Source organism: Nonomuraea sp. NPDC049714, from assembly GCF_044465295.1.
Classification (GTDB): Bacteria; Actinomycetota; Actinomycetes; order Streptosporangiales; family Streptosporangiaceae; genus Nonomuraea.
Window position 1 is genome coordinate 212399 of sequence record NZ_JBITLM010000006.1, and the last position, 25674, is coordinate 238072.

The window sequence follows — 25674 nt, forward strand, 5'->3', positions numbered from 1 at the left end:
GAGCGACACGAACAGCGGCCCGACCGTTATCTGGACGGCGGGGGCAGGGTCACAGGTTTCGATTCACCCAGTCCGAGGCTGCCGGGTTGCGTTCCTTGACCGGCGGGCAGTGTCCGTGGCCCCCGGTGATCTTGACCTCGCCGCGGGCGGATGAGGCGGCGAGTCGCTTGACGTCGGAGACCGGGGCGAAGGGATCGTCGGCTGTCACCAGCACCAGGATCGGGGTGTCGGTGCGCACCTTGCCCACGTAGCCCTGATTGACCAGCGACGCCTTCCTGGCGAGCTGCGCCAGCCGTTTCGTGTTCTCAACCGGGACGTTGTAGCGAGCGGCCAGCGCCGCCCGCGCCTGCGGCGGGAGGTTGCCGATGAACGCGGTGCCGGCGTTGAGTGTCTGGTGCACCGGACCGCAGACGGACACCACGGCCTTGACCCGCTCGTCTGTGAAGGCCAGACGTCCCACCGTGTTCCCTCCGTACGACATACCAATGGCACCTATACGCTTCGCGTCGATGAGCTGGTGGGCGCCCAGCGTGTTGACAACGGCGCTGTACAGGCGGTCCATTTCGGGATTGTCAGCGGGCCAGTCCTGGCTGTCACCGAAGCCCGCGTTGTCGAGCGAGGCCATGGCGATACCGGCAGGAGCGAGATACTTCTCGAACAGCGTCAAATGCTCGGTCTTGGCGACGTCGATGCCGCCTGAGACGACCACGACGGGGAACGGGCCGTTGCCCTTGGGAAGATGCAGGAACGCCTCGAACGTTCCGCCTTCGAGGGGCACTTGCAGCCGCTCGAAGGCCGCGTCCCCGAGACGGGCCGCCTGTTCGTACGCGTCCTTCGCCATCCTGTACGCGTTCTCCTCCTCTGCCGTCTCCCGGTGCTGGGGGTAGGCGGCCACCGTGAAGTAGAGCGATGCCGCGCGATACTGGTTCCGCGCGGTGCGGGGATCGCCGCGGGAGTGGGCGGCATCAGCCTCGCCCAGCGCCTGCTGCGCAATGGTGGTCCATTCCGTGATCCAGTTGCCGGGACCGGGACTGATGACGGTGTCGAACCACTGCCGATTCTCCCGTTCGCCCGTCGCCTTCTGGATGCGGTGCAGCACCGCCTGCATCACGGCGGTATCGCCGCCATTTTCCGTCCAATCCTCCAGACGGATCTCGCGGAACCACTTCGCCTCGTCGATCGCGATCGGTTTGACGGGTGTGGGCGAATTGGAGGCGCCGGCCGAGGGATTCACCCCGCCTTTCGCGGCAGGCGTCCCGGCCGCTCCGCACCCCGCGACGGCCACCGTCACCACGGCCACCGAGGCTGCCATCGCCGACAGCCGTACCTGAGGTCGCATGTCTTTCCCTCGCATCCATCGGGTCTGACGCCGGCACTCCTCTGTACTCGTGTCGCAGTCAAGTGCGGTGATATGTGGCTCGTGTGATTGCCCGGATGAAGCCTTCATGAAGATCGGAGACAATCGGCGCTTCATGTGTCCGTGCTCATGTAAAAGTGGTCCGGCCCGCACGTCTGGATCTTTCATGTTCCTGCGGATCTAAAGCCAGCAAATGACGGGAAAAGCCGATAGACGGCGCTCTTGCGGGCTGAACATCACTTATCAGTGACCTCTTTCCCCTGCCCGAAGCATGTGGCCCCACGGCACTCGCCTCCCGCTCGGGGCGCAGGGGGCCGGCAGCCCCTGCCAGGGGGTGTCGAGGGTGTGTCGAGGCCTTCGCGTGGCGAGCGGGCGACGTCTGGGACTGGCGGGCCCGTCAGGGGAAGCGTTGACGTTTGTTCGTATGGACGCCAAACTAACTCCCACGTTTGCGCTGTCCCCGTCAAGGAGTGTCCATGCCCTATCGCCCCCCTCTGGTGGCGCACGAGTACTTCGTTGCCGACCCTCCCGAGCTGCCGGTTCGTGCGCACGGTGAGGGCGGGTTGTCCGCGCTGACCGCCGCCGAGCTGGTGGCCGCCGACGCGACGGGCGTGATGGTGAAGGCCGTGACCACGGCGGAAGAGGCCCTGGTCGTCCAGATCGGGGTGGCCGGTGAGGGGGTGATCCGGGTCCGGCTGAGCGAGGACGCCGACGCCAGGCCCCGGTCGGAGCGGGCCATCCAGCTGGTGACCCCGGGCACCTACCACGGCGCGCGGGCCGACTGGGTGCCCGGGGAGCCGATCGTGGTCGACGCGGGCTCGCTGCGGGCCGAGATCCAGCTCGCGCCGTGGCATCTGCGGTTCACCGACGCCTCCGGCGCCACGTTGGTCGAGCAGGATCGCGGGCACACCGACATCAGCGGGCGGCTGCGTACGCTGCCGTTCGGCAGGTCGGCGGCCGGTGGCGCGGCGGTGGCCTACCACGAGAGCTTCGCCGCCGCCCCCGACGAGGCGTTCGCCGGGTTCGGCGAGTCGTTCACGCCGCTGGACAAGCGCGGGCAGCGGCCGATCATGTGGAACTTCGACGCGTTCGGCGCCGAGTCGCAGCGCGCGTACAAGAACGTGCCCTTCTACCTGTCGAGCAAGGGTTACGGGATCCTGGTCGACAGCGGCGCGCCGACCGAGTTCGACGTGTGCCAGTCGACGCACAGTGTCGTGCAGATCGTGGTGCCCGACGACGTGCTGGACTACTACGTGATCGCCGGGCCGACGCCGCCCGAGGTGCTGGACCGGTTCGACGGGCTGACCTGCCGGCCCGAGCTGCCGCCGAAGTGGGCGTTCGGCACCTGGATCTCCTCCGGGTTCTGTGTGGACAGCCAGGAGCGCGTGCTGGCCAGAGCGCGCACGATCAGGGAGCGCGGCATCCCGTGTGACGTGCTGCATCTGGACACCTACTGGCAGAGCGACGGTCACTGGTCGGACCTGCGGTGGGATCCGGTCAACTTTCCCGAGCCCGAGGCGATGCTGGCCGAGCTCGACGGGATGGGCTTCAAGGTCTGCCTCTGGATGAACCCGTACATCTCCCACCTGAGCCCGGCCTTCACCGAGGCCGCCGACGCCGGATATTTCCTGAAAAATCGGGATGGCGAGGCGTATGTGGCTGACACCTGGCACGGCTCCTACCCGCCCTGCGGCATCGTCGATCTCACGAACCCGGCCGCCGTCCGCTGGTTCCAGGGCCTGCTGCGGCCCCTGCTCCAGCAGGGGGTGCAGGCCTTCAAGACCGACTTCGCCGAGGGCGTGCCGCACGACGCGGTCGCCTTCAACGGCATGACCGGCACCGACCTGCACAACGTCTACACCCTGCTCTTCAACGACGCCGTCGCCGCCGTCACCCGCGAGGTGCACGGCCACAGCCTGGTCTGGGCGCGTTCGTCCTTCCTGGGCGGTCAGCGGCACAGCGCCCAGTGGAGCGGCGACACCTTCACCAGCTACGCGGCCATGGGCAGCACCATCCGGGGCGGGCTGGCCCACGGCCTGTCCGGCGTGCCGTTCTGGAGTCACGACGCCGGCGGGTTCACCGGCAGGCCCACCGACGACCTGTTCGTCCGCTGGACCCAGTTCGGCGCGCTGTCGCCGCTGCTGCGCCTGCACGGCACCACCAGCCGGGAGCCGTGGGAGTTCCCGGCCGTCGAGGAGCAGGCGGTGGCGGCGCTGAAGCTGCGTTACCGGCTGATGCCGTACATCTACTCAGCGGCCGTCGAGGCCGCCAGGACCGGCGCGCCGATGATGCGCGCGCTCTGCGTGGACCACCCGCAGGACCCGGTCGCCTGGCAGGCCGACCTGGAGTATCTGCTCGGCCGCGACCTGCTGGTGGCGCCGATGACCTCGCCCGAGGGCGTCCGGGCGGTCTACCTGCCGGCGGGGGAGTGGGTGGACTACTGGACGGGCGAGGTGCACGGCGGCGGCCGGTACCTCACGGTCAGCAAGCCGCTGGAGCAGGTCCCGCTGTTCGTCCGGCACGGCGCGCTCATCCCCGTCACCGAGTCCGATGACAGTGGGCCCGATGACAGTGGGCCCGATGACAGTGGGCCCGGTGACAGTGGGCCCGGTGGCACCGTGAGCACGCCGGACCGGATCACGCTGGTCGCCTTCGGGGGCGGCGACCGGCGGATGCGGATCCATGACACCGACGGCGAGACCGCCGTCGTGACCACCCGGGACGGTGACACGCTCCGCGTGACCGTCACCGGGCAGAAACGGGTCGCCGCCGTCGAGTTCGCCCCGGTGGCGGGTGCTCCCGGCCGGGCCGTCATCATCCAGGAGGAATCATGATGAGGAAAGTGGCGGCACTGGCGGCCGTGGTGCTCGCCCTGACGGCGTGCGGCTCCGGCGCGGAGGCCCCCGAGAGCGGTGCGCCCCGGGTGCTCAAGCTCTGGCACTACGAGGGCGCCGACAGCGCCATGGGCAAGGCGTGGGCCGAGGCGATCAAGCAGTTCGAGGCCGCGCATCCCGGTGTGAAGGTCGAGTTCGAGGAGAAGGGCTTCGAGCAGATCCAGAAGACGGCGAGCATGGTGCTCAACTCCGACGAGGCCCCCGACCTCATGGAGTACAACAAGGGCAACGCCACCGCCGGCCTGCTGTCCAAGCAGGGCCTGATCGCCGACCTCAGCGAGGAGGTGACCAAGCGCGGCTGGGACAAGCTGCTGCCCGGCGGCCTGGCGACCACCGCGAAGTACGACGACCGCGGGGTCATGGGATCCGGCAAGTGGTACGGCCTGCCCAACTACGGCGAGTTCGTGATGGTCTACTACAACAAGGACCTGTTCACGAAGCACAAGGTCGAGGTGCCCACCACCTTCGAGGAGTTCACGGCCGCGCTGGACACCTTCGTCAAGGCCGGGGTGACGCCCATCGCCTCCGCCGGGGCCGAGTATCCCGCCCAGCAGATCGTCTACCAGCTCGCGCTGTCCAAGGCGCAGCGGCCGTGGGTGGACGCGTACCAGACCTACAACGGCAAGGTCGACTTCCACGGCCCCGAGTTCACCTACGGCGCGCAGACCTTCGCCGACTGGGTGAGCAAGGGCTACGTCGACAAGAAGTCCTCCGGGCTCAAGGCCGAGGACATGGGCGTCGCGTTCATGAAGGGCGAGTTCCCCATCATGATCAGCGGGAGCTGGTGGTACGGCCGGGTCGCCGAGGAGGCCACCTCGTTCGAGTGGGGGCACTTCCTGTTCCCCGGCGCCACCATGGCCCCCGGCTCCAGCGGCAACCTCTGGGTCGTCCCGGAGAAGTCCGAGAACAAGGACCTGGCCTACGACTTCATCGACCTCACGATGACCAAGGACATCCAGAACCTGCTCGGCAACTCCGGCGGCGTGCCGGTCGCGGCCGACCCGGCGGCGATCACGGACGCCAAGAGCAAGGAGCTCATCGAGACCTTCAACAAGCTGACGGCTCAGGACGGGCTGGCGTTCTACCCCGACTGGCCCGCCCCCGGCTACTACGACGTGCTCGTCGCGGGGACGCAGAACCTCATCAACGGCAGCAAGACGCCTGACCAGGTGCTGACCGAGATCGCCAAGCCGTACGAGGACAACCTCGCCGATCTCGGTAACTAGATGAGGAACCGTACCAAGGGCTACTGGCTCTATCTGGTGCCCAGCCTGATCCTGTTCCTGGGCGTCATCGTGGTGCCGTTCCTGATGAACCTGGGCGTGAGCTTCACCCGCTGGTCGGGGGTGGGCACGCCCAGGTGGATCGGGCTGGACAACTACGCGCGGCTGCTGGAGGACGAGCGCTTCTGGCTGTCGTTCCAGAACAACGTGGCGCTCATCGTGGCCATGGCGATCGTGCCGACGGCGTTCGGCCTGCTGCTGGCCGCCGCGCTGTTCGACTTCGTCGGCAAGCGGTTCGGCCCGCGCACGGCCAGTGCGCTGCGCGCCATGTACTACCTGCCGCAGGTGCTGCCGGTGGCGGTGGCGGGCGTGGTGTGGGGGTGGATGCTGCACCCTTCGTACGGCGCGATCAACCAGGCGCTGGGCCTGGACCTCGACTGGCTCGGCGACCCGGATCTGGCGCTGGCCACGGTGATGGCGGTGATGGTCTGGTTCCAGCTCGGCTACCCGGTGGTGATCTTCATGGCGGGTCTGCAGCGGGTGGACCCGGCCTTCTACGAGGCGGCCGAGCTCGACGGGGCCTCCTGGTGGCGCCGGGTCTGGCACATCACCATCCCGCAGATCCGGCCGGAGATCTTCGTGGTGCTGCTCACCTGCACGATCGCCGCGCTGAAGGTGTTCGGCCCGATCTTCGTGCTGACGCGCGGCGGGCCCGGCAACGCCACGATGGTGCCGTCGTACTTCTCCTATCTGAACTTCTTCCAGAAGAGCAACGTGGGGTACGGCTCGGCCATCGCCACCGTGCTGGCCGTGATCATCATCGTGGTCACCTTCCTGTTCCTGCGCCTGCAGGAGCGTGAGCGGTGAGGGGCCCCGGACGCTGGGCCGTGCTGGCGGCGCTGGGCGTGCTCGCGGCCGTGATGATGTTCCCGTTCGTCATCGTGGCGATCAACGCGGTGAAGTCGCCCGCCGAGTACAGCTCGTCGGGCCCGCTGAGCCTGCCCGACGGGCTCTATCTGCAGGGCATCATCGACTTCTGGAACCGGGTCGACTTCGGCGAGAAGCTCTGGAACAGCCTGCTGATCAGCGGCTCGGTGGCGGTGCTGGCCGTGGTGCTGTCGGTGCTGAACGCCTACGCCCTCGGCATCGGCCGGGTGCGGGGCAGGCTGTCGATCCTGGTGCTGTTCCTGGTGGCCAACACGCTGCCGCAGGAGGCGCTGGCCTATCCGCTCTACTACCTGGCCAAGGAGTTCGGGCTCTACGACACCAAGCTGTCGATGATCATCATTTTCACGGTGATCCAGGCGGCGTTCGGCACGTACCTGCTCAGCGCCGTGCTGGGTCAGTTCCCGAAGGAGATCCTGGAGGCCGCGGCGATCGACGGGGCCGGGCGGTTGCGCACGCTGATCCGGGTCGTGGTGCCCATCAGCAGGCCGACGCTGAGCGTACTGCTGATCTTCTTCTTCATCTGGACCTGGAACGAGTTCTTCCTGCCGCTGATCTTCCTGATCTCCAACGACAACCAGACCGTGCCGGTCGCCCTGGGCATCCTGCAGGGGGAGAGGTACATGGACGCCACGATGTCCAGCGCCTCGGCCCTGCTGGGGATCGTGCCGGCGGTCGCCTTCTTCCTGATCTTCCAGCGCACGCTCACCCGTGGCATCACGGTCGGAGCCGTGAAGTGATCCCGAGGAGACCCCCCATGCGCCGACATTTCCCGTTACTTCTGGTGCTCACCCTGGCGGGCTCGATGGTCGCCGCCCCCGCCACGGCGGCCGACGACCTGCCGTTCCGCGACCCGACCCTGCCGCTGGAGCGGCGGGTGAGCGACCTGCTGGGCCGGCTCACGCTGCCGGAGAAACTGGGGCTGCTGCACCAGTCGCAGGACGCCATCCCCCGGCTCGGCATCCCGTACCACAAGAACGGCACCGAGGCCCTGCACGGCGTCGGCTGGTCCAACGACCTCAACGACAACTGGAACCAGAAGCTGGCCAGGGGCACCGTCTTCCCGCAGGCGCTCGGCCTGGCCAGCACCTGGGACCCGGAGCTGATCAAGCGGGTCGGCACGGCCGTCGGTGACGAGACGCGCGGCCACAACGCCATCGACCCCGTCCTGTGGGGCCTGCAGGTCTGGGCGCCCGTGGTCGACCCGCTGCGCGACCCGCGAGCGGGCCGCAACGAGGAGGGCTACGCCGAGGACCCGCTGCTGACCGGCGCCATCGCCACGGCGTACGGCAAGGGGCTGCAGGGCGACGACCCGTTCTACCTCAAGACCGCCCCCGTCCTGAAGCACTACCTGGCCTACAACAACGAGGTCGACCGCAGCCTCACCTCGGCCAACCTGACACCCAAGCTCAAGCACGAGTACTACCAGCAGGCGTTCAAGTCGGCCATCTCGGCGGACGCGGCGACCGGCGTGATGGCCTCCTACAACCTGGTCAACGGCCGCCCCAACCACGTCAACACCGACCTGAACGAGGTCGTCAGGTCGTGGACCGACAAGACGCTCTACAACGTCAGCGACGCCTGGGGCCCGCACGCGCTCACCGACCTGGAGAAGTACTTCGACGACAAGCCCGAGGCGTTCGCCGCCGTGCTCAAGTCCGGCCAGGACAGCTTCACCATCGACGGCAGCGACGACGGCCCGCTCGTCGAGAACCTCACCGCCGCCCTGGACCGCGGCCTCATCACCGAGGCCGACGTGGACAAGGGCGTCGGCCACGCGCTGTCCATCCGCTTCCGCCTGGGTCACTTCGACCCCGACGGCGGGCCGTACAAGAAGATCACCGCGGACGTGATCAACAGCCCCGCCCACCAGCGGCTCAACCGCGAGACGGCGGGCAAGGCGGCGGTGCTGCTGAAGAACTCCGGCGTGCTGCCGCTGAAGTCGCCGAAGTCCGCGGCCGTGCTCGGCCCCCTGGCGGACAAGCTCTACAGCGACTGGTACGGGGGCGCGATGCCGTACCAGATCACTCCCCTCGACGGCGTCAAGGAGCGCGTCCCCGGCGTCACCACCGGCGAGGGGCTGGAGCGCGTCGCGCTCAAGCACCTCGAGTCCGGCAAGTACGTCACCGCCACCGGCACCGGCCCGGACGACAACGCCGCCCTCACCGACACCACCCCCACGGCCGCCTCGCAGTGGGACCTGACCGACTGGGTCAGCGGCATCTCCACACTGCGCAACGCGGGCAACGGCAAGCTGCTCGGCGGCGACTGGCGCTCCCTCGACACCGACGACGCCGAGCCCAACGGCTGGTACGTCCAGCAGCAGTTCGCGCTGGAACGCCAGTCCGACGGCTCCCACCTCATCCGTTACGCCGGCTTCGAGAACGTCGAGAGCTGGTACGGCCTGCCCGACCCGTACGTCACCGTGACCGCCGACGGCACGCTCGGCCTGGCCCCGAAGGCACAGGCGGCCCGCTTCGCCAAGGAGGTCGTCTCCGACGGCATCGCCGCGGCGGCCGAGCAGGCCCGAAAGGCCGAGGTCGCGGTCGTGGTGGTGGGTAGCCACCCGTGGGTCAGCGGCCGGGAGTTCCACGACCGCTCCGACCTGCGGCTCGGCGACGGGCAGAAGCGGCTGATCGAGGCCGTGCGCAAGGCCAACCCGAACACCGTCGTGGTGCTGGAGACCAGCTATCCGGTCATCGTGGACGCCCCGACGCTGCTGTGGACCACCCACGCGGGCGCCGAGACCGGCCACGCCGTCGCCGACGTGCTCTTCGGCGACGTCAACCCGGCCGGGCGGCTCAGCCAGACGTGGTACGCCGCCGACGACAGGCTGCCCAGCATCCTGGACTACGACCTGGCCAAGACCGGGATGACGTACCTGTACCACCAGGGGCGTGAGCTCTACCCGTTCGGCCACGGCCTCAGCTACACCACCTTCGGCTACCAGGGCCTGCGGGTGCGCGGCGAGCAGGTCAGCGTCAAGGTCACCAACACCGGCGAGGTCAGGGGCGAGGAGGTCGTCCAGCTCTACACCCACCAGCGCCGCTCCCGCTTCCAGCAGCCGGTCAAGCAGCTGCGCGGCTTCCAGCGGGTCACGCTGGACCCCGGCGCGAGCACGACCGTGACGTTCCCGCTCAAGCGGTCGGACCTGGCCGTGTGGGACCACACCAGGGACACCTGGGCGGTCGAGCCCGCCACCCACGACATCCTGGTGGGCTCGTCCTCCGACCGGATCCGCCAGCGCACCACGCTGCGGGTCGGCGGCGAGAAGATCCCGCCCAGGGACCTCACCAAGACCACCAGGGCGATGAATTTCGACGCCTACGAGGGCGTGACCTTCGCCGATGAGACCAAGGTCAGCGGCGACGTGGTCGCCGGATCCGACGGCGACTGGATCTCCTTCACCGACAGCGTCCACGGCGCCCACCTCACCGCCGGGGTCGCCTCGGTCGCGGGCGGCGCCATCGAGCTGCGCCGCGGCTCCCCCACGGGCGCCCTCCTCGGCACCGCCCAGGCCCCGGCCACCGGCGGCGTCTACACCTGGGTCACCACCACCGCGACGGTCAAGCCGGGAAAGGGGGACCTGTACGTGGTCTTCAAGGGTGACATCCGCCTCAAAGATCTCACCCTGACCGGCTGACCAGCTCGGGATACGGCATGCTGGGGGCACTTCTCGGTGGGAACGGGGCGAATCTTGATCACATCCACGACCGGCCCTCAGCCGGCCGACATCGCGGACGTCCGGGCCACCAACCTGGCGGTCGTGCTGAGGTTCGTGCGGGAGCACGCGCCGTGCTCCCGAGCGGACATCGCCTCGTCGACAGGGTTGAACAAGGCGACGGTCTCCAGCCTGATCGCCGACCTCATCGACCGCCGGATGGTGCGTGAGACGGGGCTGACGGAGAACCGGGTGGGCCGTCCGGCCACGATGCTGGTCCTGGACGGCTCCTCGTACGCCGCGATCGGCGTGGAGATCAACGTCGACTACGTCTGCGCCGTCGCCACCGACCTGGCCGGGGAGCGGCTGCTGACCTGGCGGCGCTCCTTCAGCGCGGGCGCGTCCGCCAACCAGGGCGTGGCCGCCGTGGCCGCGATCATCCGGCGGGTGGTCAACCGGATGGTCAAGGAGGAGCGGCAGGTCCTCGGCCTCGCCGTCGCCCTGCCGGCCCTGGTGGACGTGCGGGGCACCGTGCGCATCGCGCCCAACCTCGGCTGGCACGACACCGACCTCGCCGGCGACCTGGCCAAGGCGTTGCGCGACCCCGGCTTCACCATCCAGGTCGACAACGACGCCAACCTCGGCGCGCTGGCCGAGCAGCGCTTCGGCGCCCACTCCGGGGCCGACGACCTGGTGTATCTCACCGGCGAGATGGGCGTCGGCGCGGGCGTCATCCTCGACGGGCGGCTGCGCAGGGGCGGCGCGGGCTACAGCGGCGAGATCGGCCACGTCCAGCTCGACCCGGACGGCCCCGAGTGCCGCTGCGGCAGACGCGGCTGCCTGGAGGCGATGGCCGGCATCGGCGCCGTGCTGCGCCGCCGGGATCCGTCACCGGCCGAGATCGAGGTGGAGATCGAGGAGGTGGTGCGAGCCGCCCGCGCGGGGGACGAGACCACCCTGGCCACCCTCACCGCCGTCGGCACCCACCTGGGCAGGGGCGTGTCCGTCCTGGCCAACCTGCTCAACCCCGAGGTGGTGATCCTGGGCGGCTACTACGTCCCGCTCGCCTCGTGGCTGCTGCCCCCCGTGCGGGCCGAGGTCGCCGATCGGGCCATCGCGCCGGAGTCCGGCGGCTGCGAGGTCGTCGCCTCGACTCTCGGGTACGACGCGGTGGCGCTGGGGGGCGCGGCCCGGGTGCTCGACTCCGTCGATTCGGGGAGATTGCCCGGCGGAACCTCTTGACCTAGGTTCACAGCGGCGTGCACCCTTCATGAAACCCATCGAAACACCTCCGTAACGCCCCGGCCCGGTCATCGAAGCGCTTCGACACCTCTGAGGGATGGCCATGCACGAATCCTTCCGCGACCCCGAGACCCCCCTCCTCGACCGGATCGCCGACCTGTCGAGCAGGCTCACGCTGGAGGAGAAGGTCGGCCTCCTCCACCAGTACCAGGCGCCCGTCGAACGACTCGGCCTCGGCCCCTTCCGCACCGGCACCGAGGCCCTGCACGGACTGGCCTGGCTGGGCCCCGCCACCGTGTTCCCGCAGGCCATCGGCCTGGCCTCGACCTGGGACCCGGACCTAGTGCGCCGGGTGGGGGAGGCCACCGGCGACGAGGTGCTGGCCTTCCACCACAAGGACCCGACCGGCGTCGGCCGCAACGTGTGGGCCCCGGTCGTCAACCCGTTACGCGACCCGCGCTGGGGCCGCAACGAGGAGGGCTACTCCGAGGACCCCTGGCTGACGGGGCTGCTGGCGACGGCGTACGCCTCCGGGCTGCGCGGCGGCGAGCCCCACGTCCTGCGGACCGCCCCCACCCTCAAGCACTTCCTCGCCTACAACAACGAGACCGACCGCTGCGCCACCTCCAGCAACGTGCCGCCCCGGGTGCTGTACGAGTACGAGCTGCCCGCCTTCAGGCCCGCCATCGAGCAGGGCGCCGCCGTCGCGGTCATGCCCTCCTACAACCTCGTCAACGGCCGCCCGGCACACCTCAGCCCGCTGATCAACGAGGTGCTGCGCGGCTGGGCGCCCGACGACCTCCTGGTGGTCAGCGACGCCTACGCCCCGGCCAACCTCGTCGAGGCGCAGGCCTACCACGACACCCCCGCCGAGGCGTACGCGCACGCCGTCAAGGCGGGGCTGGACAGCTTCACCCAGGACGACGACCGCGCCGAAGCCACGCTCGGCCACCTGCGCGAGGCGCTGCGCCGCGGGCTGCTCACCGAGGACGACGTGGACACGGCCGTGCGTCATGCACTGTCCATCAGGTTCCGGCTCGGCGAGTTCGACCCCGCCACGCCGTACGACGACGTCACCGAAGAGGTCGTCAACTGCCCCGAACACCAGGACCTGGCCAGGCGGGCGGCCCGGCAGTCGTTCGTGCTGCTGGCCAACGACGGCCTGCTGCCCCTGGGTCAGGTCACCCGGCTCGCGGTGATCGGCCAGCTCGGCGACACGCTCATGGAGGACTGGTACAGCGGCACGCTCCCGTACGCCGTCACCGCCCGCACCGGGCTGGCCGAGCGGTGCGAGACCGTGTTCTGCGAGGGTGTCGACCGGGTCACGCTGACCGCCGACGCCGGGCCCGTCACCGCCGACCCGGCTGGCGGGCCGCTCAGCCTCGGCTCCGGGCCGGCCGACACGTTCGACGTCTTCGACTGGGGCGGCGGCGCCTACGCGCTGCGCGCCGTGGCCACCGGCCGCTTCGTCTCCGTCGACGACGTGACCGTGGTCAACGACCAGCCGGGCCCCACCGGCTGGGAGGTGCGCCAGACGTTCCGCCTGGAGGAGCGCCCGCGCGGCTCGCTCGCCCTGCGCCACCTGCACACCGGCTGCTACGTCGGCGCCGGCGACGACGGCACGCTCCGCCTGGTCGACGACGCCGACCAGGCGCTCTGGCTGGTCATGGACGTCGTCAGGAACGGCGCCGAGCAGGCCGCCGAGCTCGCCGCCACCGCCGACGCGGCGGTCGTGGTGGTGGGTGACCACCCGCTGGTCAACGGCCGCGAGACGGAGGACCGCAGCACCCTCGCGCTCGCCCCCGCCCAGGACGCCGTGGTCCAGGCCGTGCACGCCGCGAACCCCCGTACGGTCATGGTGGTCAGCAGCGGTTGCCCGCTCACCTGGACGAGCGCCGGCCCGCCGGCCGTGCTGTGGTCCGCGCACGGCGGGCAGGAGTACGGGCACGCGCTGGCGGACGTGCTGTTCGGCGACGCCGACCCGCAGGGGCGGCTCACCCAGACGTGGTACCGCTCCGCGCAGGAGCTGCCCGACCTGCTGGACTACGACATCATCACCGCCGACGCCACCTACCTCTACTTCCGCGGTACCCCGCGCCACCCCTTCGGCCACGGGCTCAGCTACACCACCTTCGGCTACGCGGACCTGCGCGTACGGCTCTCGGGCGGCGAGCTCACCGCCGAGGTCACGGTCACCAACACCGGGACCCGCGAGGGCGTGGAGGTCGTGCAGTTCTACACCCACCAGCAGCGCTCGCGCGTCAAGCAACCGCTGCGCCGGCTGCGCGGCTTCGACCGGCTGCGGCTCGCGCCCGGCCAGAGCGGCACCGCGCGCCTCTCCCTGCCGGTGAGCGAGCTGGCCTTCTGGGACGTGACCAGGAGCAGGTTCGTCGTGGAGAGCGCCCCGCACCGGCTCATGGTCGGCCGCAGCGCCACCGACCTGCGGCTCAGCGCCCGGTTCGAGGTCGAGGGGGAGACCATCCCGCCGCGCGAGGGCCTGCTGCGGGCCGTGGACCACGACGAGTACGACGCGATCACGTTCGTCGACGCCGCCCGCGAGAGCGGCGAGGCCGTGCGCGCCGAGGCCGAGGGGGCCTGGATCCTGTTCCGGCAGGTCGATCTCACCGGCGCCGTCGCCTGCCGGGCGGTGGCGGGCGGCGCCGAGGGCGGCATGATCACGCTCCGGCTCGGGGACCCGCTCTACGGCCGGTCGCTGGCCACCTTCCCGGTGCCCCGCACCGGCCGCTACGACCTGCGGACCCTGGCCGCCCGCCTCGCGGGGGAGCCGGGTGTGCACGATCTCTATGTCGTGTTCGAGAATGAGGGCGTGACGCTGACCCAGCTCGACCTCGGAGCCGGCGCTTGAGCGGGCGCTCGGTCACCATCGCGGAGGTCGCCAAGCACGCGGGCGTGGCGGTCAGCACCGTCTCCTACGTGCTCAGCGGCAAGCGGACCATCTCCGCCGACACCCGGCGGCGGGTGCTCGACAGCATCAGCACGCTCGGCTACCACCCCCACGCGGGCGCGCGGGCGCTGGCCAGCAAGCGCTCCAACGTGATCGCGCTGGTGCTGCCGCTGCGCGCGGGCATGCACGTGCCGGTGCTGATGCGCTTCGCCAGCGCGGTGGTCACCGCCGCCCGCACCTTCGACCACGACGTGCTCCTGCTGACCGCCGACGAGGGCACCGACGGGATCCGGCGGGTGGCCGCCAGCGCGCTCGTCGACGCCTTCGTCCTCATGGACGTCGAGCTCGACGACCGCAGGGTGCCGCTGCTGCGCGACCTGGCCGAGCCCAGCGTGCTCATCGGCTTCCCCGCCGAGCCCGCCGGGCTCACCTGCGTCGACCTCGACTTCGCCGCCTCCGGCGCGCAGTGCGTCGCGCACCTGGCCGAGCGCGGCCACGACACGATCGCGCTGCTGGGTGCCCCCGCGGTGGTCTACGAGCGCGGCACCGGCTTCGCCCGCCGCACCAGGGAGGGGTTCGTCGCCGCGCTGGCCGGCCACGGGGTCAGCGGGGTGGCGCTGCCGTGCGAGGAGACGTTCGACGAGGTGTACGAGACCGTCGGCGATCTCCTGCGTGACCGGCCGGGGCTCTCCGGACTGGTCGTGCACAACGAGGCCGCCGTCGGCCATGTCCTCAGCGCGCTCCGCCAGCTCGGCAGGCGGGTGCCGCAGGACGTGGCCGTCGTGGCGATCTGCCCGGACGACGTCGCCGAGCGGGCCAGCCCGCCGCTCACCTCCGTGCTCATCCCGGCGGAGGAGGTCGGCCGGGAGGCCGTCCGGCTGGTCATGGACAAGCTCGCGGGCAAGGTCGTGCCCATGTCCACCCTGCTCACCCCGCATCTCGTCCTGCGCGCCAGCACCTGAAGGGTTGGTCAAAGGGCGGTGGCGAGGCCGAAGGCGACCAGGAGGACGGCAGGGAGTGCCGGACCCGGCCAGGACCGCCATGTCAGCGGCCCGCCGCTCACCGGCATGGCGCGCCAGCGGGTCAGCGCCGCGGCGGCGCCCGCCGCCAGGACGCCCGCGCCGAGCGCCCAGACGAACGGCGGGACGAACGACCAGCCACCGGTCCCGTACGCCAGCCAGAGGAACAGGACCGCCCACAGGAACCGGCCCGTCACCGACAGGCGATCCAGCGTGGGATTGCGGAACGCGGAGACCAGCAGGCCGAGGCCCGCGAAGGAGAACAGGAGCGCGAACGCCAGCGACTGGACCGGCGGCCCTTCGTCGCCCCCGTGCGTGCCGACGCCGAGCAGGCGCAGGCCGATGCCCTGGACCGGCTTGCTGGTGTTGCCCATGACCACCACGCCACGCCCGCTCGCCCTGTCGAAGGCCGCGTATGTGCTGAAACCGCCGGTCGCGCCGTTGTGCCAGGTGATGTCGCGCTCGCCGTGCCGGGTGGTGAACCAGCCGTAGCCGATCCGGCGGTCCGGCCTCTCGGTGAAGCGCGGGGTCGCGGCGCCCGCGCCGGGAGCCGTGCCGTCCATGACGGCCTTGACCAGCTTGGCGATGTCGCCGCTGGTGGACCAGACGGCGCCGCCCGCGCCCGCCGAGCCGTGGTCCCGCCACGGATCCATGGGCCGCCCGTTCTCGTCCTGGCCGGCGGCGTGCCCGGCGGGCAGCGGGTCCTGCGGGGCCAGGACCACGGTCGAGTCCATGCCGAGCGGGGTGAGGATCCGGGCGCGCAGCAGGCTCTCGTAGTCGGTGCCCGCGTGCTCGGCCAGCGCCAGGCCGAGCACGGCCGCGCCGAGGTTGGAGTAGCGCACCGTGCCGCGATCCTGCGCACTGATGGTGACGGCCGCCAGATCGTCCAGCACCGCCTGCGGGCCCTGCGCGCCGTACGGATCGCCGCCGGTGAGGGTCGCGACGTACGACCTGGCGAACGTCATCGGCGTCATCCGCAGCCGGGGCAGGCCCGACCGGTGCGAGGAGAGCTCGGCCAGGGTGATCGCGCCGACGGCCGGGTCGGAGAACTTCACTCGCGGCAGCAACTCGCGGAGCGGGGTGTCGGGAGACAGGCCGTCGGCGGCCAGGTCGGCCAGCAACATCCCGGTCATCGCTTTGGAGATGGAGCCCAGCTCGTAGGCCGTCTCGGGGCCCACGGGCCGGGGATCGGGCCCGCCGCCGTCGCCGACGCCCGCGTGCGTGATGCGGCCGTCGTCGATCATGGCCACTGACAGGCCGCGGTATCCCTTCGCCCCGGCCGCCTGCCGTACCCGCTCGGCCAGCGCTGGGTCGCCGGTCGTCCGGGGACCCAGCGTGGGCGGGGTGGGGGCGATGAACAGGGCGAGGAGGGCGGTGATCAGGCCGGACAGCAGGGCGAGGACCTTCATATTTCCGATAATACGTAATTTCGGAGTTTGGTGAGCGTCTCTGGCCATGGTCGGAGACCTGCCCCGGCACCTGCCCTGAAACGGCGAAGGGCGCGTCCCCGAAGGAACGCGCCCCTTACCGTGAGAAACGGTCAGACAGGACTACCAGTCGCCGCCGCCGAAGTCTCCACCACCGAAGTCGCCGCCGCCCCAGTCGCCGCCGCCACCACCGAAGTCGCCGCCGCCGCCGAAGTCACCGGCGCCCATGTCACCGCCGTAGCCGCCGCCGAAGCCGCCCATCATGCCGCCCATCATCATGCTGCCCATCATGGTGCCGATGAACATGCCGGTCATGACGTCGCCGAAGCCGCCGTAGTAGCCGTAGGCGTACGGCTGGTAGGCGGGGCCCGCGTCGTAGTAGGGACGGCGCTCGCCGTTGACCATGACCTCGCGCATCTGCGGGTCGAAGCCACGCTCCACGGCCTCGGCGTCGGCCGAGCAGGCGGGCACGTCACGCGCCACGCCACCCTGCGGCGCCCAGCGCACGTTGCGCACCGACGGGCCGTGCTGCGGGTTGAAGAAGCAGGGCGCGAGCCGCTCGGGCACCGGCTGCTTGTTGACCCTGGCCTTCACCACGGCCAGGGAGTAGCGGCCGTCCTCCAGCGTCCCGGTCACCTCGCGCACCTGGTCGGCCCGCTCGACCGCGTTGAGCTGCGTCTTGGCCTTCTCATAGGCGTCGAGGGCCTTCTGCCACTCGTCGATGTGCCGGCCACCCTCGCCTTCGAGCATGACGTCGGTGTCGAGCGCGGTGATCTCCTCACCGAACTTGGTGACGTCCTCCTCGACGGTCTGCTTGACCGCGGCCAGGTCCTTGGCGTCCTGGATGGCCTGCTTCTTCTTCCTGTTACGGGAGTAGAGGAAGTAGCCGCCACCGCCGGCCAGCGCGAGCACGCCCAGCGTCACCAGGATGCCGGTGCCGCCGCCGCTGCCGCCCACCGGGCCGGAGTCGAGCGCGGAGCGGGTGCGGCCCTCGGCCATGTAGTTGACCCGCTTGATGAAGTCGTCCATGCCAGCCACGACGTTGTCGTTGTTGCGCACGGAGAGCTTGGAGAGCTGGTCGGTCATGCCGGGGCGGCCGAAGTTGGACGTCGCGAACATGGACGGACCGTCGAGCACCACCAGGGTCCACTGGCCACCGGACGAGGCGGCCTTCGCCTCCTGAAGCTCGGTGCCGACACCGCGGACATAGGTCGCCGGGTCGGTCACCGTGCCGTCAGGCAGCGCGGCCACATAGATGTCGCTCTTGGACGCCTTGAGCGCATCCCGGATCTGCGACTGATCGTCCGAGCTCAGGGTGGAGCCCGGTGCCACAAAGAGAGGGTCCTTCTTGTCCTTGAAATGGGACACCACGGACTCAGCGTCCGGGGGTGCCGCCGCGTTGGCGGCAGGGGAAAGCGCAAGGATGACGAGTAGACCGGCTATCAGAGCCGCTACTGCGGCCCCTGCTCGGCGCAGCGGATGTCTCATTGGCAGCAAGCCTCCTTCGCCCATGAGGACGAACGGGCGGTCGGCAAAGTTCCTCACTGCGCACGTTACCCGTCCCGGGCCGTCCAGGCGCGCGGCGTCTCGGGGATCCTGACGCCGCCGTCGCCGGGACCCCGGAACCTTTGCCGTCGATCTGGCCCGGCATGGGCGTGTCAGGCGTCCGTGATCTCACGACGCGCCGGGCCTCTCGGGCTGTGTCAGGCGTCCTTGATCTCACAGATCGTGGCGCCGGAGGTGACGGTCTGCCCGACGGCCGCGTCGAGCCCGGTGATGGTGCCCGACTTGTGGGCGGCCAGCGGCTGCTCCATCTTCATGGCCTCCAGCACGACGACCGTGTCACCCTCGGCCACCGTGTCGCCGTCGCCGGCGACGACCTTGACGATGGTGCCCTGCATGGGGGTGACCAGCGAGTCACCGCTCGCGGCGGTCTTCTTCGCACCACCCTTGGCACGCCGGGGTTTGTTCGCCGAGGGCGTAGCCGTGGCGGTGCCGAGACCGGCCGGCAGCACCACCTCCAGGCGCCTGCCGCCCACCTCGACCGTGATCCTCTCCCGCGCCTCGGGCCCGTGGCCGGACACTGCCGCCTGCACGTCACCGGAGTAGGGCTCGATGGTGTTGTCGAACTCGGTCTCGATCCACCGGGTGTGGACGGCGAACGGCTCAGCGGTGAAGGCCGCGTCCGACACGACCGCGCGGTGGAACGGCAGCACGGTCGGCATGCCGTCGATCTCGAACTCGGCCAGCGCCCGGCGCGCGCGCTCCAGCGCCTCGCGCCGGGTCCGGCCCGTCACGATCAGCTTGGCCACCAGCGAGTCGAACGTCTGCGGCACCGTCATCCCGGCTTCGTACCCGGCGTCGAGCCGCACCCCGGGGCCCGACGGCGGGCGCATCACGGTGAGCGTGCCGGGCGCGGGCAGGAAGCCCCGGCCGGCGTCCTCGGCGTTGATCCGGAACTCGATCGAGTGGCCGCGCGTCTCCGGGTCGCCGTAGCCGAGCGCCTCGCCGTCCGCGATCCTGAACATCTCGCGCACCAGGTCGATCCCGGTGACCTCCTCCGACACCGGGTGCTCGACCTGCAGGCGGGTGTTGACCTCCAGGAAGGAGATCGTGCCGTCCTGGCCGACGAGGAACTCGCAGGTGCCCGCGCCGACGTAGCCGGCCTCGCGCAGGATCGCCTTGGAGCTGTCGTAGAGGATGTCGAGCTGGTCCTGGGACAGGAAGGGGGCGGGCGCCTCCTCCACCAGCTTCTGGTGGCGGCGCTGCAGCGAGCAGTCGCGGGTGCTGACCACGACCACGTCGCCGTGCCGGTCGGCCAGGCACTGGGTCTCGACGTGGCGCGGCCGGTCGAGATAGCGCTCCACGAAGCACTCGCCCCGGCCGAAGGCGGCCACGGCCTCGCGCACGGCGGAGTCGTACAGCTCGGCGACCTCGTGGAGCTCGCGCGCCACCTTGATGCCGCGCCCGCCACCGCCGTAGGCCGCCTTGATGGCGATCGGCAGCCCGTGCTCCTCGGCGAAGGCGACGACCTCGGCGGCACCGGAGACCGGGTCCTTGGTGCCCGCGACCAGCGGCGCTCCCACCTTCTGGGCGATGTGCCTGGCCTGCACCTTGTCACCGAGCGCGGCGATGGCGGCGGGCGGCGGCCCGATCCAGGTCAGGCCCGCGTCGATGACGGCCTGCGCGAAACTCGCGTTCTCCGCCAGGAAGCCGTAGCCGGGGTGCACGGCGTCCGCTCCGGAGCGCTCGGCGATCCTCAGCAGCTTGGCGATGTCGAGATAGGTCTCAGCGGGGGACTGCCCGTCCAGGGAGTAGGCCTCGTCGGCCACTCTGACGTGCAGGGAGTCCAGGTCCTGGTCGGCGTAGACGGCCACGCTGGTGATTCCGGTGTCCTGGCACGCGCGGGCCACCCGCACGGCGATCTCTCCACGGTTGGCGATCAATACCTTCTGCACCGGCGTCCGTCCTTCCTCGGCGAGCACTCAACGGAGTGTAAGTGCTGGCTTTCGTCTGCGATTCAGCGGCCCAGGCAGGCGTGTGCACCGGAAGACCATAGCCGCTCGGCATTAACGGAGGCGATGGACAAGTGGCGCGTTTAGTGTGAGGGCGCTTTCACGTCGATCCAGGAGGTACGCATGAGTCAGAGCATGCTCGGTGGCGATCCCGGAGAAATGCAGGCCATGGCCGCCCAGTTCACCCAGCAGTCGGAGGCCGTGCGCGCCACGGTGGCGGCGCTGGACCGCGAGGCGTCCAAGGTCGGCACTGCCTGGACCGGCCCGGGGGCGCAGAAGTTCCAGGGCGCCTGGCAGAACTACCGCACCGCCTTCCAGCGCATGTCCGAAGAGCTCAACGAGGCCTCGCGCGTCATCAACACCTACAAAGGCAACATCGAGTCCGCGACCCGCTGACTCTCCCGCGAAGCCCCGGTCCGGGCCGGGGCTTCCGTGTGACCGGTACTACGCTGTTCCGGCATGATCAGTCATGCCTTCCTGGCAGGCCTGCTGGGGCTGCAACTCCCGCTCGCACCCGCGATCGCTCCTGAGAAGTGTCAGCCGCCCCGGGGCAGCATGCAGGTCGGTGAGTCGTGGGCGCAGCAGCGGCTCGACCCCAAGCGCGTCTGGTCGCTGTCGACCGGCGCGGGCGTGTCGGTGGCGATCATCGACAGCGGCGTCGACCTGACCCATCCGCAGCTCCGCGTGGCGGGCAAGGCCGATCTCACCCGCACCGGCATCCGTGACTGCATCGGCCACGGGACCGCCGTGGCGGGCATCATCGGCGGCAGATACCTCAAGGGCGTGCCGTTCTACGGCATGGCGCCGGAGGCCAGGCTGCTGGTCTACAAGCAGACCAACTCCGAGCGCGACGGCGACCCGGACCTGCTGGTGCGGGCCATCAAGTCCGCCGCCGACGAGGGCGCCAAGGTCATCAACGTGTCGGTGTCGACCTCCGACCAGCCGGCGCTGCGGGAGGCCGTGGCGTACGCGATGGCCAAGGACGCGCTGATCGTGGCCGCGGCGGGCAACATCAAGAAGGAGGACGGCACCCCCATCCCCGACTACCCCGCCTCCTACGAAGGGGTGCTGGCGGTGGGCGCGGCCGGGCCGAACGGCCGCCTGTCCACCTTCTCCAACGACAAGACGCCCGTCGCCGTGCTCGGCCCCGGGCAGGGGATCACCTCCACCTGGCCGGGCCGCTCCTACTTCAAGGAGCTCAGGGGCACCAGTTACGCCGCCCCCTACGTGGCCGGGGTGGCCGCGCTCGTGCGGGCCCGCTTCCCGTCCCTGGACCAGGCCCAGGTCCTGCGGCGCATCGTCGACACCGCCGACGCCGCCGCGAGCGGAGGGAAGGAGGGGATGGTCAACCCGATGCTCGCGGTCAGCGCGATCCTGCCGTTCGAGCCGGCCAACGCCCCCGTGGTCGCGCCGCCTCCGGTCAGCCCGCTCCCGGCGAGCGCGGTGACCCTGGCGCCGCCCGTGGATCATGACGGGATCCGGCTGGCGCTGATCATCGCGGGGTGCGGGCTCGGGCTGGCGCTGCTCGTGGCGGTCGCCCGCGCGGTGATCCCCATGGGACGGCGCCGGGGATGGCGGGCCGGCCGTAACGACTGAAATCAGACCCACTCACGCCTCACTGCGTCCGCATGGAAACAGAACAGTGAAGTGTCGGATTCAACCGGGAAACTCCCGTGGCTTATGTGACAGATCTGGTTGAATGTGACTGATTATTGCTTTCTGTGGAGAGGTTTGGCATGCACCCCTTGCGGCCTGGGGATCCGGAGCGGATCGGCGACTTCGGGATTGTCGGCCTACTCGCGGAGGGGCCGCGTGGAGACGTCTTCCTGGGGCGCGAATCGGACGACGCGCCCGTCCGGGCCATCAAGCTGCTCCCGCCCGAGCCCGGCCGCGCCGCCGACGCGCCGGTCCCGCAGCTGGACGCCCAGCGGATCTCCAGCTCCTACGTGGCCAGGGTGGTCGACGCCGGATATCTGGGCGATCGGCCGTACGTCGTCCGCGAGCACGTCGAGGGCAAGAGCCTGGCCGAGGTGGTGGCGGACGACGGCCCGCTGAGCGGGGACGCGCTCGAACGGGTGGCGGTCGGAGTGCTCACCGCCCTCTCGGCGATCCACCTCACGGGCCTGTCGCACCGGGCGCTCACCCCGCACAACGTCATCCTCGGCGCCGACGGCCCCCGCGTGACCGACGCCGCGATCGGCGACCCCGTCGGCGGGGTCGCCTTCCAGGCTCCCGAGCAGCTTCACGGCCTTCAGTACGGCCCGTACGCGGACGTCTTCGCCTGGGCTGCCACGATCACCTTCGCGGGCACCGGCAAGGCGCCGTTCGCCGACCGGGACGCGGTGCTGAACGGCGAGCCCGAGGTGGACGTCGAGGCCGAGCCGATGCGCGGCGTGCTGCTGTCGGCGCTGGCCAAGGAGACCTCACAGCGACCCACCGTCTACAGCGCCCTCATGCAGGTGCTCGGCGACACGGGCCCGGCCGCGCCGCCGCCGGCCGCCGCCCAGACGGTCATCGAGGGCGTGCCCATCCAGGGCGGGCCTCCGCAGGGCTTCCTCGGCGACCGTCCCGCCCTGGCGGCCCCGGTCCCCGACGCGATCGGCCCGGCGCCGATGGTGCCACCCCAGAGCTCCTGGACCCAGGGCCCGCCCATGTCGCAGGGCCCGCCCATGCATGGCCCCCCACCCCAGGGCCCGCCCATGCAGGGCCCACCGGCTCAAGGCCCGCCTGCGCAGGTTGGCCCGCCCATGTTGCAGGGCCCACCTATGCAGGGCCCACCTATGCAGGGCCCACCTATGCAGGGCCCACCTATGCAGGGCCCACCTATGCAGGGCCCACCTGTGCAGGGCCCACCTATGCAGGGCCCGCCCATGTTGCAGGGGCCTCCCCTGCAAGGGCCGCTCGTCGAGGGAGCGCCTCTGCAGGGACCGGCCATACCGCCCATGCAGGGGCCGGCCGTACAGGGGCCGCCGATGCAGGGGATGGCGGTGCCGCAGCAGCCGGAGGAGCCGATGTGGGGGCCGCCGGATCCCGGTCGGCAGCAGCAACACCAGGAACAGCAGCAGGAGCCCTACCAGATCCGCCTTGAGGCGATGCCGGACAAGCAGTCCGCGCAGAAGCCGCGCCGGGGCTTCCCCGTGGCGCTGATCGCCGGGGTGGGCGTGGTCGCGCTGCTGTCCGGCGTGGGCCTGTGGGGCGCCAGTGAGTACGTCCAGTTCCAGCAGGTCAACACCGCCTCGGTGGCGAAGGCGGGAGTGGGGGCGGACAAGGAGTCGGCCTCGGCCGAGGTGACCCTCGACCCGCAGGACTCCGTCCCGATGGGCGAGACCCCGCAGGCCGAGGTCACCCCGCCCTGGGCCGCCACGACGTCCCCCGACGAATCCGGTGTGGGTCCCCTGGTGCTGCCCACCGAGTGGCCGTCGGACTCGCCCACGGGACAGATACCGGATCTGACCAGCGCGCCCACCACCCCGGCGGCGATCCCCACGCAGCCGGTCGTGGTGCCCCAGCCGACGGTCACCAAGACGGCCACCAGGCAGCCGGCCGCTACCGAGCGGCCGCGTAAGCCCGCCGCTACCGTCACCAAGACAGTGCAGCCCACCAAGACACCGGCGCAGCCGACCCCGACGAAGACGGAGGTCAAGCCGCAGCCGGTGCCCACGGCGACCACGCCTCCTTCGTCGACGCAGATGAAGAACCCCTACAAGCCCGTGCAGGTGTGCGGCTCCGGTTTCCGCATCCAGCGTGCCCAGCCGTTCGTCGGCGGTGTGACGTACCAGCTGTGGAACGACCGCGCCGGCCAGAACTGCGTGGTCACCATGAAGAACACGCACGTGGGTGAGAAGACGCCGGTGAGCGCCACGCTGGAGGTGCAGGGCGGCAGCAGCAAGACCGACAGGGGCAGCTACGAGTTCTACGCGGGACCGGTCAAGCTGCCCGCCAGGGGCAAGTGCGTGCGCTTCTCGGGCAGTGTCGGCTCCGTCAGCACCAGCGCCGGATGGGCCAGCTGCGGCAGCTGATCAGCGAGCCCGGTCGGGGGCTCGCTGATCAGTATCCGACGTAGCCGTCATTGCCGTTGTTGAGGCCCGGCACGTTGGAGACCGAGCCGTAGCGGCTGATGGCGTAGCGCACCCCGGCGATGATGTTGTCCACCGGGTCGTAGATTTCGCCGTGTCCGGGCAGCTTGTGGGCGTTGAAGGTCGGGTCGATGGTCTGCATCAGCCCCTTGGAGGGCGTGCCGGCGGCGGCGTTGGAGTCCCAGGTGTTGATCGCGTTCGGGTTGTTCGCGGACTCGTGGAGGATGATCGCCGCGATGTCGGCCGGGTTCATCTTCGAGTCCGGTACGCCGTGCTGTCTCAGGATCTCGATGGCCTCGTCGATCCACTGCTTGACCTGCCCGGTGGGCGCGGGCCTGCCGCCGGCCGGGGGCGGGCCGCTGGAGCCGAGGCCGGCGGTGGAGCCGCCGGATGCGGCGTCGTTGCCGCCGTGGCTCTGCGAGGAGGTGCGGCCCCCCTGCTGATAGTCGGGATCGCGCTCCCAGTCGAGCTTCCTGCCCTTCGCGGGCGTGAACTGCTGGGTGGACACCTCAGGGATGGCGCGGAAGGTCAGCTCGCGATCGTCGAGGAACCGCTTGATGTCCTTGTCGGCCTTGGTCACGGCCTTGCCGGCGGCGTCCACATGCGGCTGGGCCTCCTTGATCGCCTGGTCGACCAGGTTGCGCAGCCCCGGTCGAAGGTCATCCTCCGTGGCGTCGGGGTCGCCTGCGAGGAACCGGGTCCGGTAGCTGGCCGCGTTGCCGGTCAGGTCCCGGCAGATGGTGGCGATGTCGGTCCTGGCCGAACGCAGCGCGGTGGCGGCGGCGTCGAGCGAGGTGGCCGAGTTGATCAGGGCCACTTTCAGGTATTCGGCGGCGGTGTCGTACTTGCGCATGTAGGTGTCGAACTGGTCGGCCGAGCGGCCCTGCCAGGCCTCGTCCACCCCGGCGACGGCGGCGCTCAGCGCCTCGGCGAACTCGTGGATCTCGCCGGCGAGGTTCCGCCAGGTCGTCGCGATGCCGTTGATCTTGCTCGGGTCGCCGGTGACCTTCTTCAGCATCGCGTCGAGCTTCTCGCCGCCGGGCAGGTGGGAGACGCTCACGAGGTCGCCTTGTGGGCGGCGCGGATGTTCTCCTCCACGCTGCTCAGGCCGCGCTCGGTCCCGCCGAGCTTCCTGCGGGCCTCGTCCATCTCCCTGAACACGGTGGTCCAGACGGTGTCGGCCGTCCCCGCCAGGGCGCCCGAGTCGGTCAGGTCGCCGAAGGCGTCGGCGCTGACCGGGGTGCGGTTGTTGCGCAGCTCGTCGTCCGCGTCGTAGGTGAGCTCGCCGGGGTTGCCCTCGCGCAGCGTGTCGTCGTACTGGCCGGCGGCCGTGTGGATGGCCGTGCGGCACTTGTCCAGCGCCGAGAGGTGAATGTCAAGGTCCGCCATGGCAGCCGTCTCCTTTCATGA

Annotated in this window: 17 protein-coding genes; 11 read left to right on the plus strand and 6 right to left on the minus strand. The window is 70.5% G+C overall.

Annotated features, from left to right (window positions below; translation table 11 throughout):
- Positions 1–49 precede the first annotated feature (49 nt).
- Complete coding sequence (locus tag ACIBQX_RS24555; protein ID WP_397008229.1) at positions 50–1312, minus strand: alpha/beta fold hydrolase; 1263 nt, start codon at positions 1310–1312, stop codon at positions 50–52.
- A 521-nt stretch (positions 1313–1833) separates the two neighbouring features.
- On the opposite strand from ACIBQX_RS24555, the gene ACIBQX_RS24560 reads away from it, so the two are divergent.
- From ACIBQX_RS24560 to ACIBQX_RS24595, 8 genes are all read left to right on the plus strand, one after another.
- Positions 1834–4191, plus strand: coding sequence for a TIM-barrel domain-containing protein (locus ACIBQX_RS24560; RefSeq protein ID WP_397008231.1), 2358 nt, complete (start codon positions 1834–1836; stop codon positions 4189–4191).
- Positions 4188–5477, plus strand: a complete 1290-nt coding sequence (locus ACIBQX_RS24565) for an ABC transporter substrate-binding protein (RefSeq protein WP_397008233.1) — start codon at positions 4188–4190, stop codon at positions 5475–5477. The genes ACIBQX_RS24560 and ACIBQX_RS24565 overlap by 4 nt, the downstream gene beginning before the upstream one ends.
- Positions 5478–6341, plus strand: a complete 864-nt coding sequence (locus ACIBQX_RS24570) for a carbohydrate ABC transporter permease (protein ID WP_397008235.1) — start codon at positions 5478–5480, stop codon at positions 6339–6341. It begins immediately after the preceding gene.
- Positions 6338–7159: a carbohydrate ABC transporter permease gene (locus ACIBQX_RS24575; protein WP_397008237.1), complete on the plus strand. Its 822-nt coding sequence runs from the start codon at positions 6338–6340 to the stop codon at positions 7157–7159. The genes ACIBQX_RS24570 and ACIBQX_RS24575 overlap by 4 nt, the downstream gene beginning before the upstream one ends.
- 17 nt (positions 7160–7176) lie before the next feature.
- Positions 7177–10062 carry a glycoside hydrolase family 3 C-terminal domain-containing protein gene (locus ACIBQX_RS24580; protein ID WP_397008239.1) on the plus strand — a complete coding sequence of 962 codons (2886 nt, stop codon included), beginning with the start codon at positions 7177–7179 and terminating at the stop codon, positions 10060–10062.
- A 54-nt stretch (positions 10063–10116) separates the two neighbouring features.
- Positions 10117–11322 (plus strand): ROK family protein, encoded by a 1206-nt coding sequence (locus ACIBQX_RS24585; RefSeq protein ID WP_397008241.1) that lies wholly within the window; start codon positions 10117–10119, stop codon positions 11320–11322.
- Positions 11323–11425: 103 nt separating this feature from the next.
- On the plus strand, positions 11426–14188 hold the full coding sequence (locus ACIBQX_RS24590) for a glycoside hydrolase family 3 C-terminal domain-containing protein (protein WP_397008243.1): 2763 nt from the start codon (positions 11426–11428) through the stop codon (positions 14186–14188).
- Entirely contained in the window at positions 14185–15189 is a 1005-nt protein-coding gene (locus ACIBQX_RS24595) for a LacI family DNA-binding transcriptional regulator (protein ID WP_397008245.1), read from the plus strand. The genes ACIBQX_RS24590 and ACIBQX_RS24595 overlap by 4 nt, the downstream gene beginning before the upstream one ends.
- Positions 15190–15197: 8 nt before the next feature.
- On the opposite strand, the gene ACIBQX_RS24600 is transcribed toward ACIBQX_RS24595, so the two are convergent.
- From ACIBQX_RS24600 to ACIBQX_RS24610, 3 genes are all read right to left on the minus strand, one after another.
- On the minus strand, positions 15198–16655 hold the full coding sequence (locus ACIBQX_RS24600) for a serine hydrolase domain-containing protein (protein WP_397008247.1): 1458 nt from the start codon (positions 16653–16655) through the stop codon (positions 15198–15200).
- 141 nt (positions 16656–16796) lie between these two features.
- Positions 16797–18044 carry a hypothetical protein gene (locus ACIBQX_RS24605; RefSeq protein ID WP_397008249.1) on the minus strand — a complete coding sequence of 416 codons (1248 nt, stop codon included), beginning with the start codon at positions 18042–18044 and terminating at the stop codon, positions 16797–16799.
- Positions 18045–18376: 332 nt separating this feature from the next.
- Complete coding sequence (locus ACIBQX_RS24610; RefSeq protein WP_397008833.1) at positions 18377–20131, minus strand: acetyl/propionyl/methylcrotonyl-CoA carboxylase subunit alpha; 1755 nt, start codon at positions 20129–20131, stop codon at positions 18377–18379.
- A 180-nt stretch (positions 20132–20311) separates the two neighbouring features.
- On the opposite strand from ACIBQX_RS24610, the gene ACIBQX_RS24615 reads away from it, so the two are divergent.
- From ACIBQX_RS24615 to ACIBQX_RS24625, 3 genes are all read left to right on the plus strand, one after another.
- Positions 20312–20584, plus strand: coding sequence for a WXG100 family type VII secretion target (locus ACIBQX_RS24615; RefSeq protein WP_397008251.1), 273 nt, complete (start codon positions 20312–20314; stop codon positions 20582–20584).
- 63 nt (positions 20585–20647) lie between these two features.
- A complete protein-coding gene (locus ACIBQX_RS24620; RefSeq protein ID WP_397008253.1) occupies positions 20648–21784 on the plus strand; it encodes a S8 family serine peptidase in 1137 nt (378 codons plus the stop codon).
- Positions 21785–21924: 140 nt separating this feature from the next.
- On the plus strand, positions 21925–24207 hold the full coding sequence (locus tag ACIBQX_RS24625) for a hypothetical protein (RefSeq protein ID WP_397008255.1): 2283 nt from the start codon (positions 21925–21927) through the stop codon (positions 24205–24207).
- Positions 24208–24235: 28 nt separating this feature from the next.
- Here the strand turns inward: ACIBQX_RS24625 and ACIBQX_RS24630 are convergent, their stop codons facing one another.
- Positions 24236–25324, minus strand: coding sequence for a transglycosylase SLT domain-containing protein (locus ACIBQX_RS24630; protein WP_397008256.1), 1089 nt, complete (start codon positions 25322–25324; stop codon positions 24236–24238).
- Complete coding sequence (locus ACIBQX_RS24635) at positions 25321–25653, minus strand: hypothetical protein (RefSeq protein WP_397008257.1); 333 nt, start codon at positions 25651–25653, stop codon at positions 25321–25323. Before ACIBQX_RS24635 ends, ACIBQX_RS24630 begins: the two co-directional genes overlap by 4 nt.
- Between the last annotated feature and the right edge of the window lie 21 nt (positions 25654–25674).

Excerpts from the sequence above, each read along its gene's own strand:
- ACIBQX_RS24570 (WP_397008235.1), top strand. The coding sequence starts at position 5,478 with ATGAGGAACCGTACCAAGGGCTACTGGCTCTATCTGGTGCCCAGCCTG.
- ACIBQX_RS24620 (WP_397008253.1), top strand. The coding sequence starts at position 20,648 with ATGATCAGTCATGCCTTCCTGGCAGGCCTGCTGGGGCTGCAACTCCCG.
- ACIBQX_RS24625 (WP_397008255.1), top strand. The coding sequence starts at position 21,925 with ATGCACCCCTTGCGGCCTGGGGATCCGGAGCGGATCGGCGACTTCGGG.
- ACIBQX_RS24565 (WP_397008233.1), top strand. The coding sequence starts at position 4,188 with ATGATGAGGAAAGTGGCGGCACTGGCGGCCGTGGTGCTCGCCCTGACG.
- ACIBQX_RS24635 (WP_397008257.1), bottom strand. The coding sequence starts at position 25,653 with ATGGCGGACCTTGACATTCACCTCTCGGCGCTGGACAAGTGCCGCACG.
- ACIBQX_RS24590 (WP_397008243.1), top strand. The coding sequence starts at position 11,426 with ATGCACGAATCCTTCCGCGACCCCGAGACCCCCCTCCTCGACCGGATC.
- ACIBQX_RS24615 (WP_397008251.1), top strand. The coding sequence starts at position 20,312 with ATGAGTCAGAGCATGCTCGGTGGCGATCCCGGAGAAATGCAGGCCATG.
- ACIBQX_RS24555 (WP_397008229.1), bottom strand. The coding sequence starts at position 1,312 with ATGGCAGCCTCGGTGGCCGTGGTGACGGTGGCCGTCGCGGGGTGCGGA.
- ACIBQX_RS24580 (WP_397008239.1), top strand. The coding sequence starts at position 7,177 with ATGCGCCGACATTTCCCGTTACTTCTGGTGCTCACCCTGGCGGGCTCG.
- ACIBQX_RS24600 (WP_397008247.1), bottom strand. The coding sequence starts at position 16,655 with ATGAAGGTCCTCGCCCTGCTGTCCGGCCTGATCACCGCCCTCCTCGCC.
- ACIBQX_RS24560 (WP_397008231.1), top strand. The coding sequence starts at position 1,834 with ATGCCCTATCGCCCCCCTCTGGTGGCGCACGAGTACTTCGTTGCCGAC.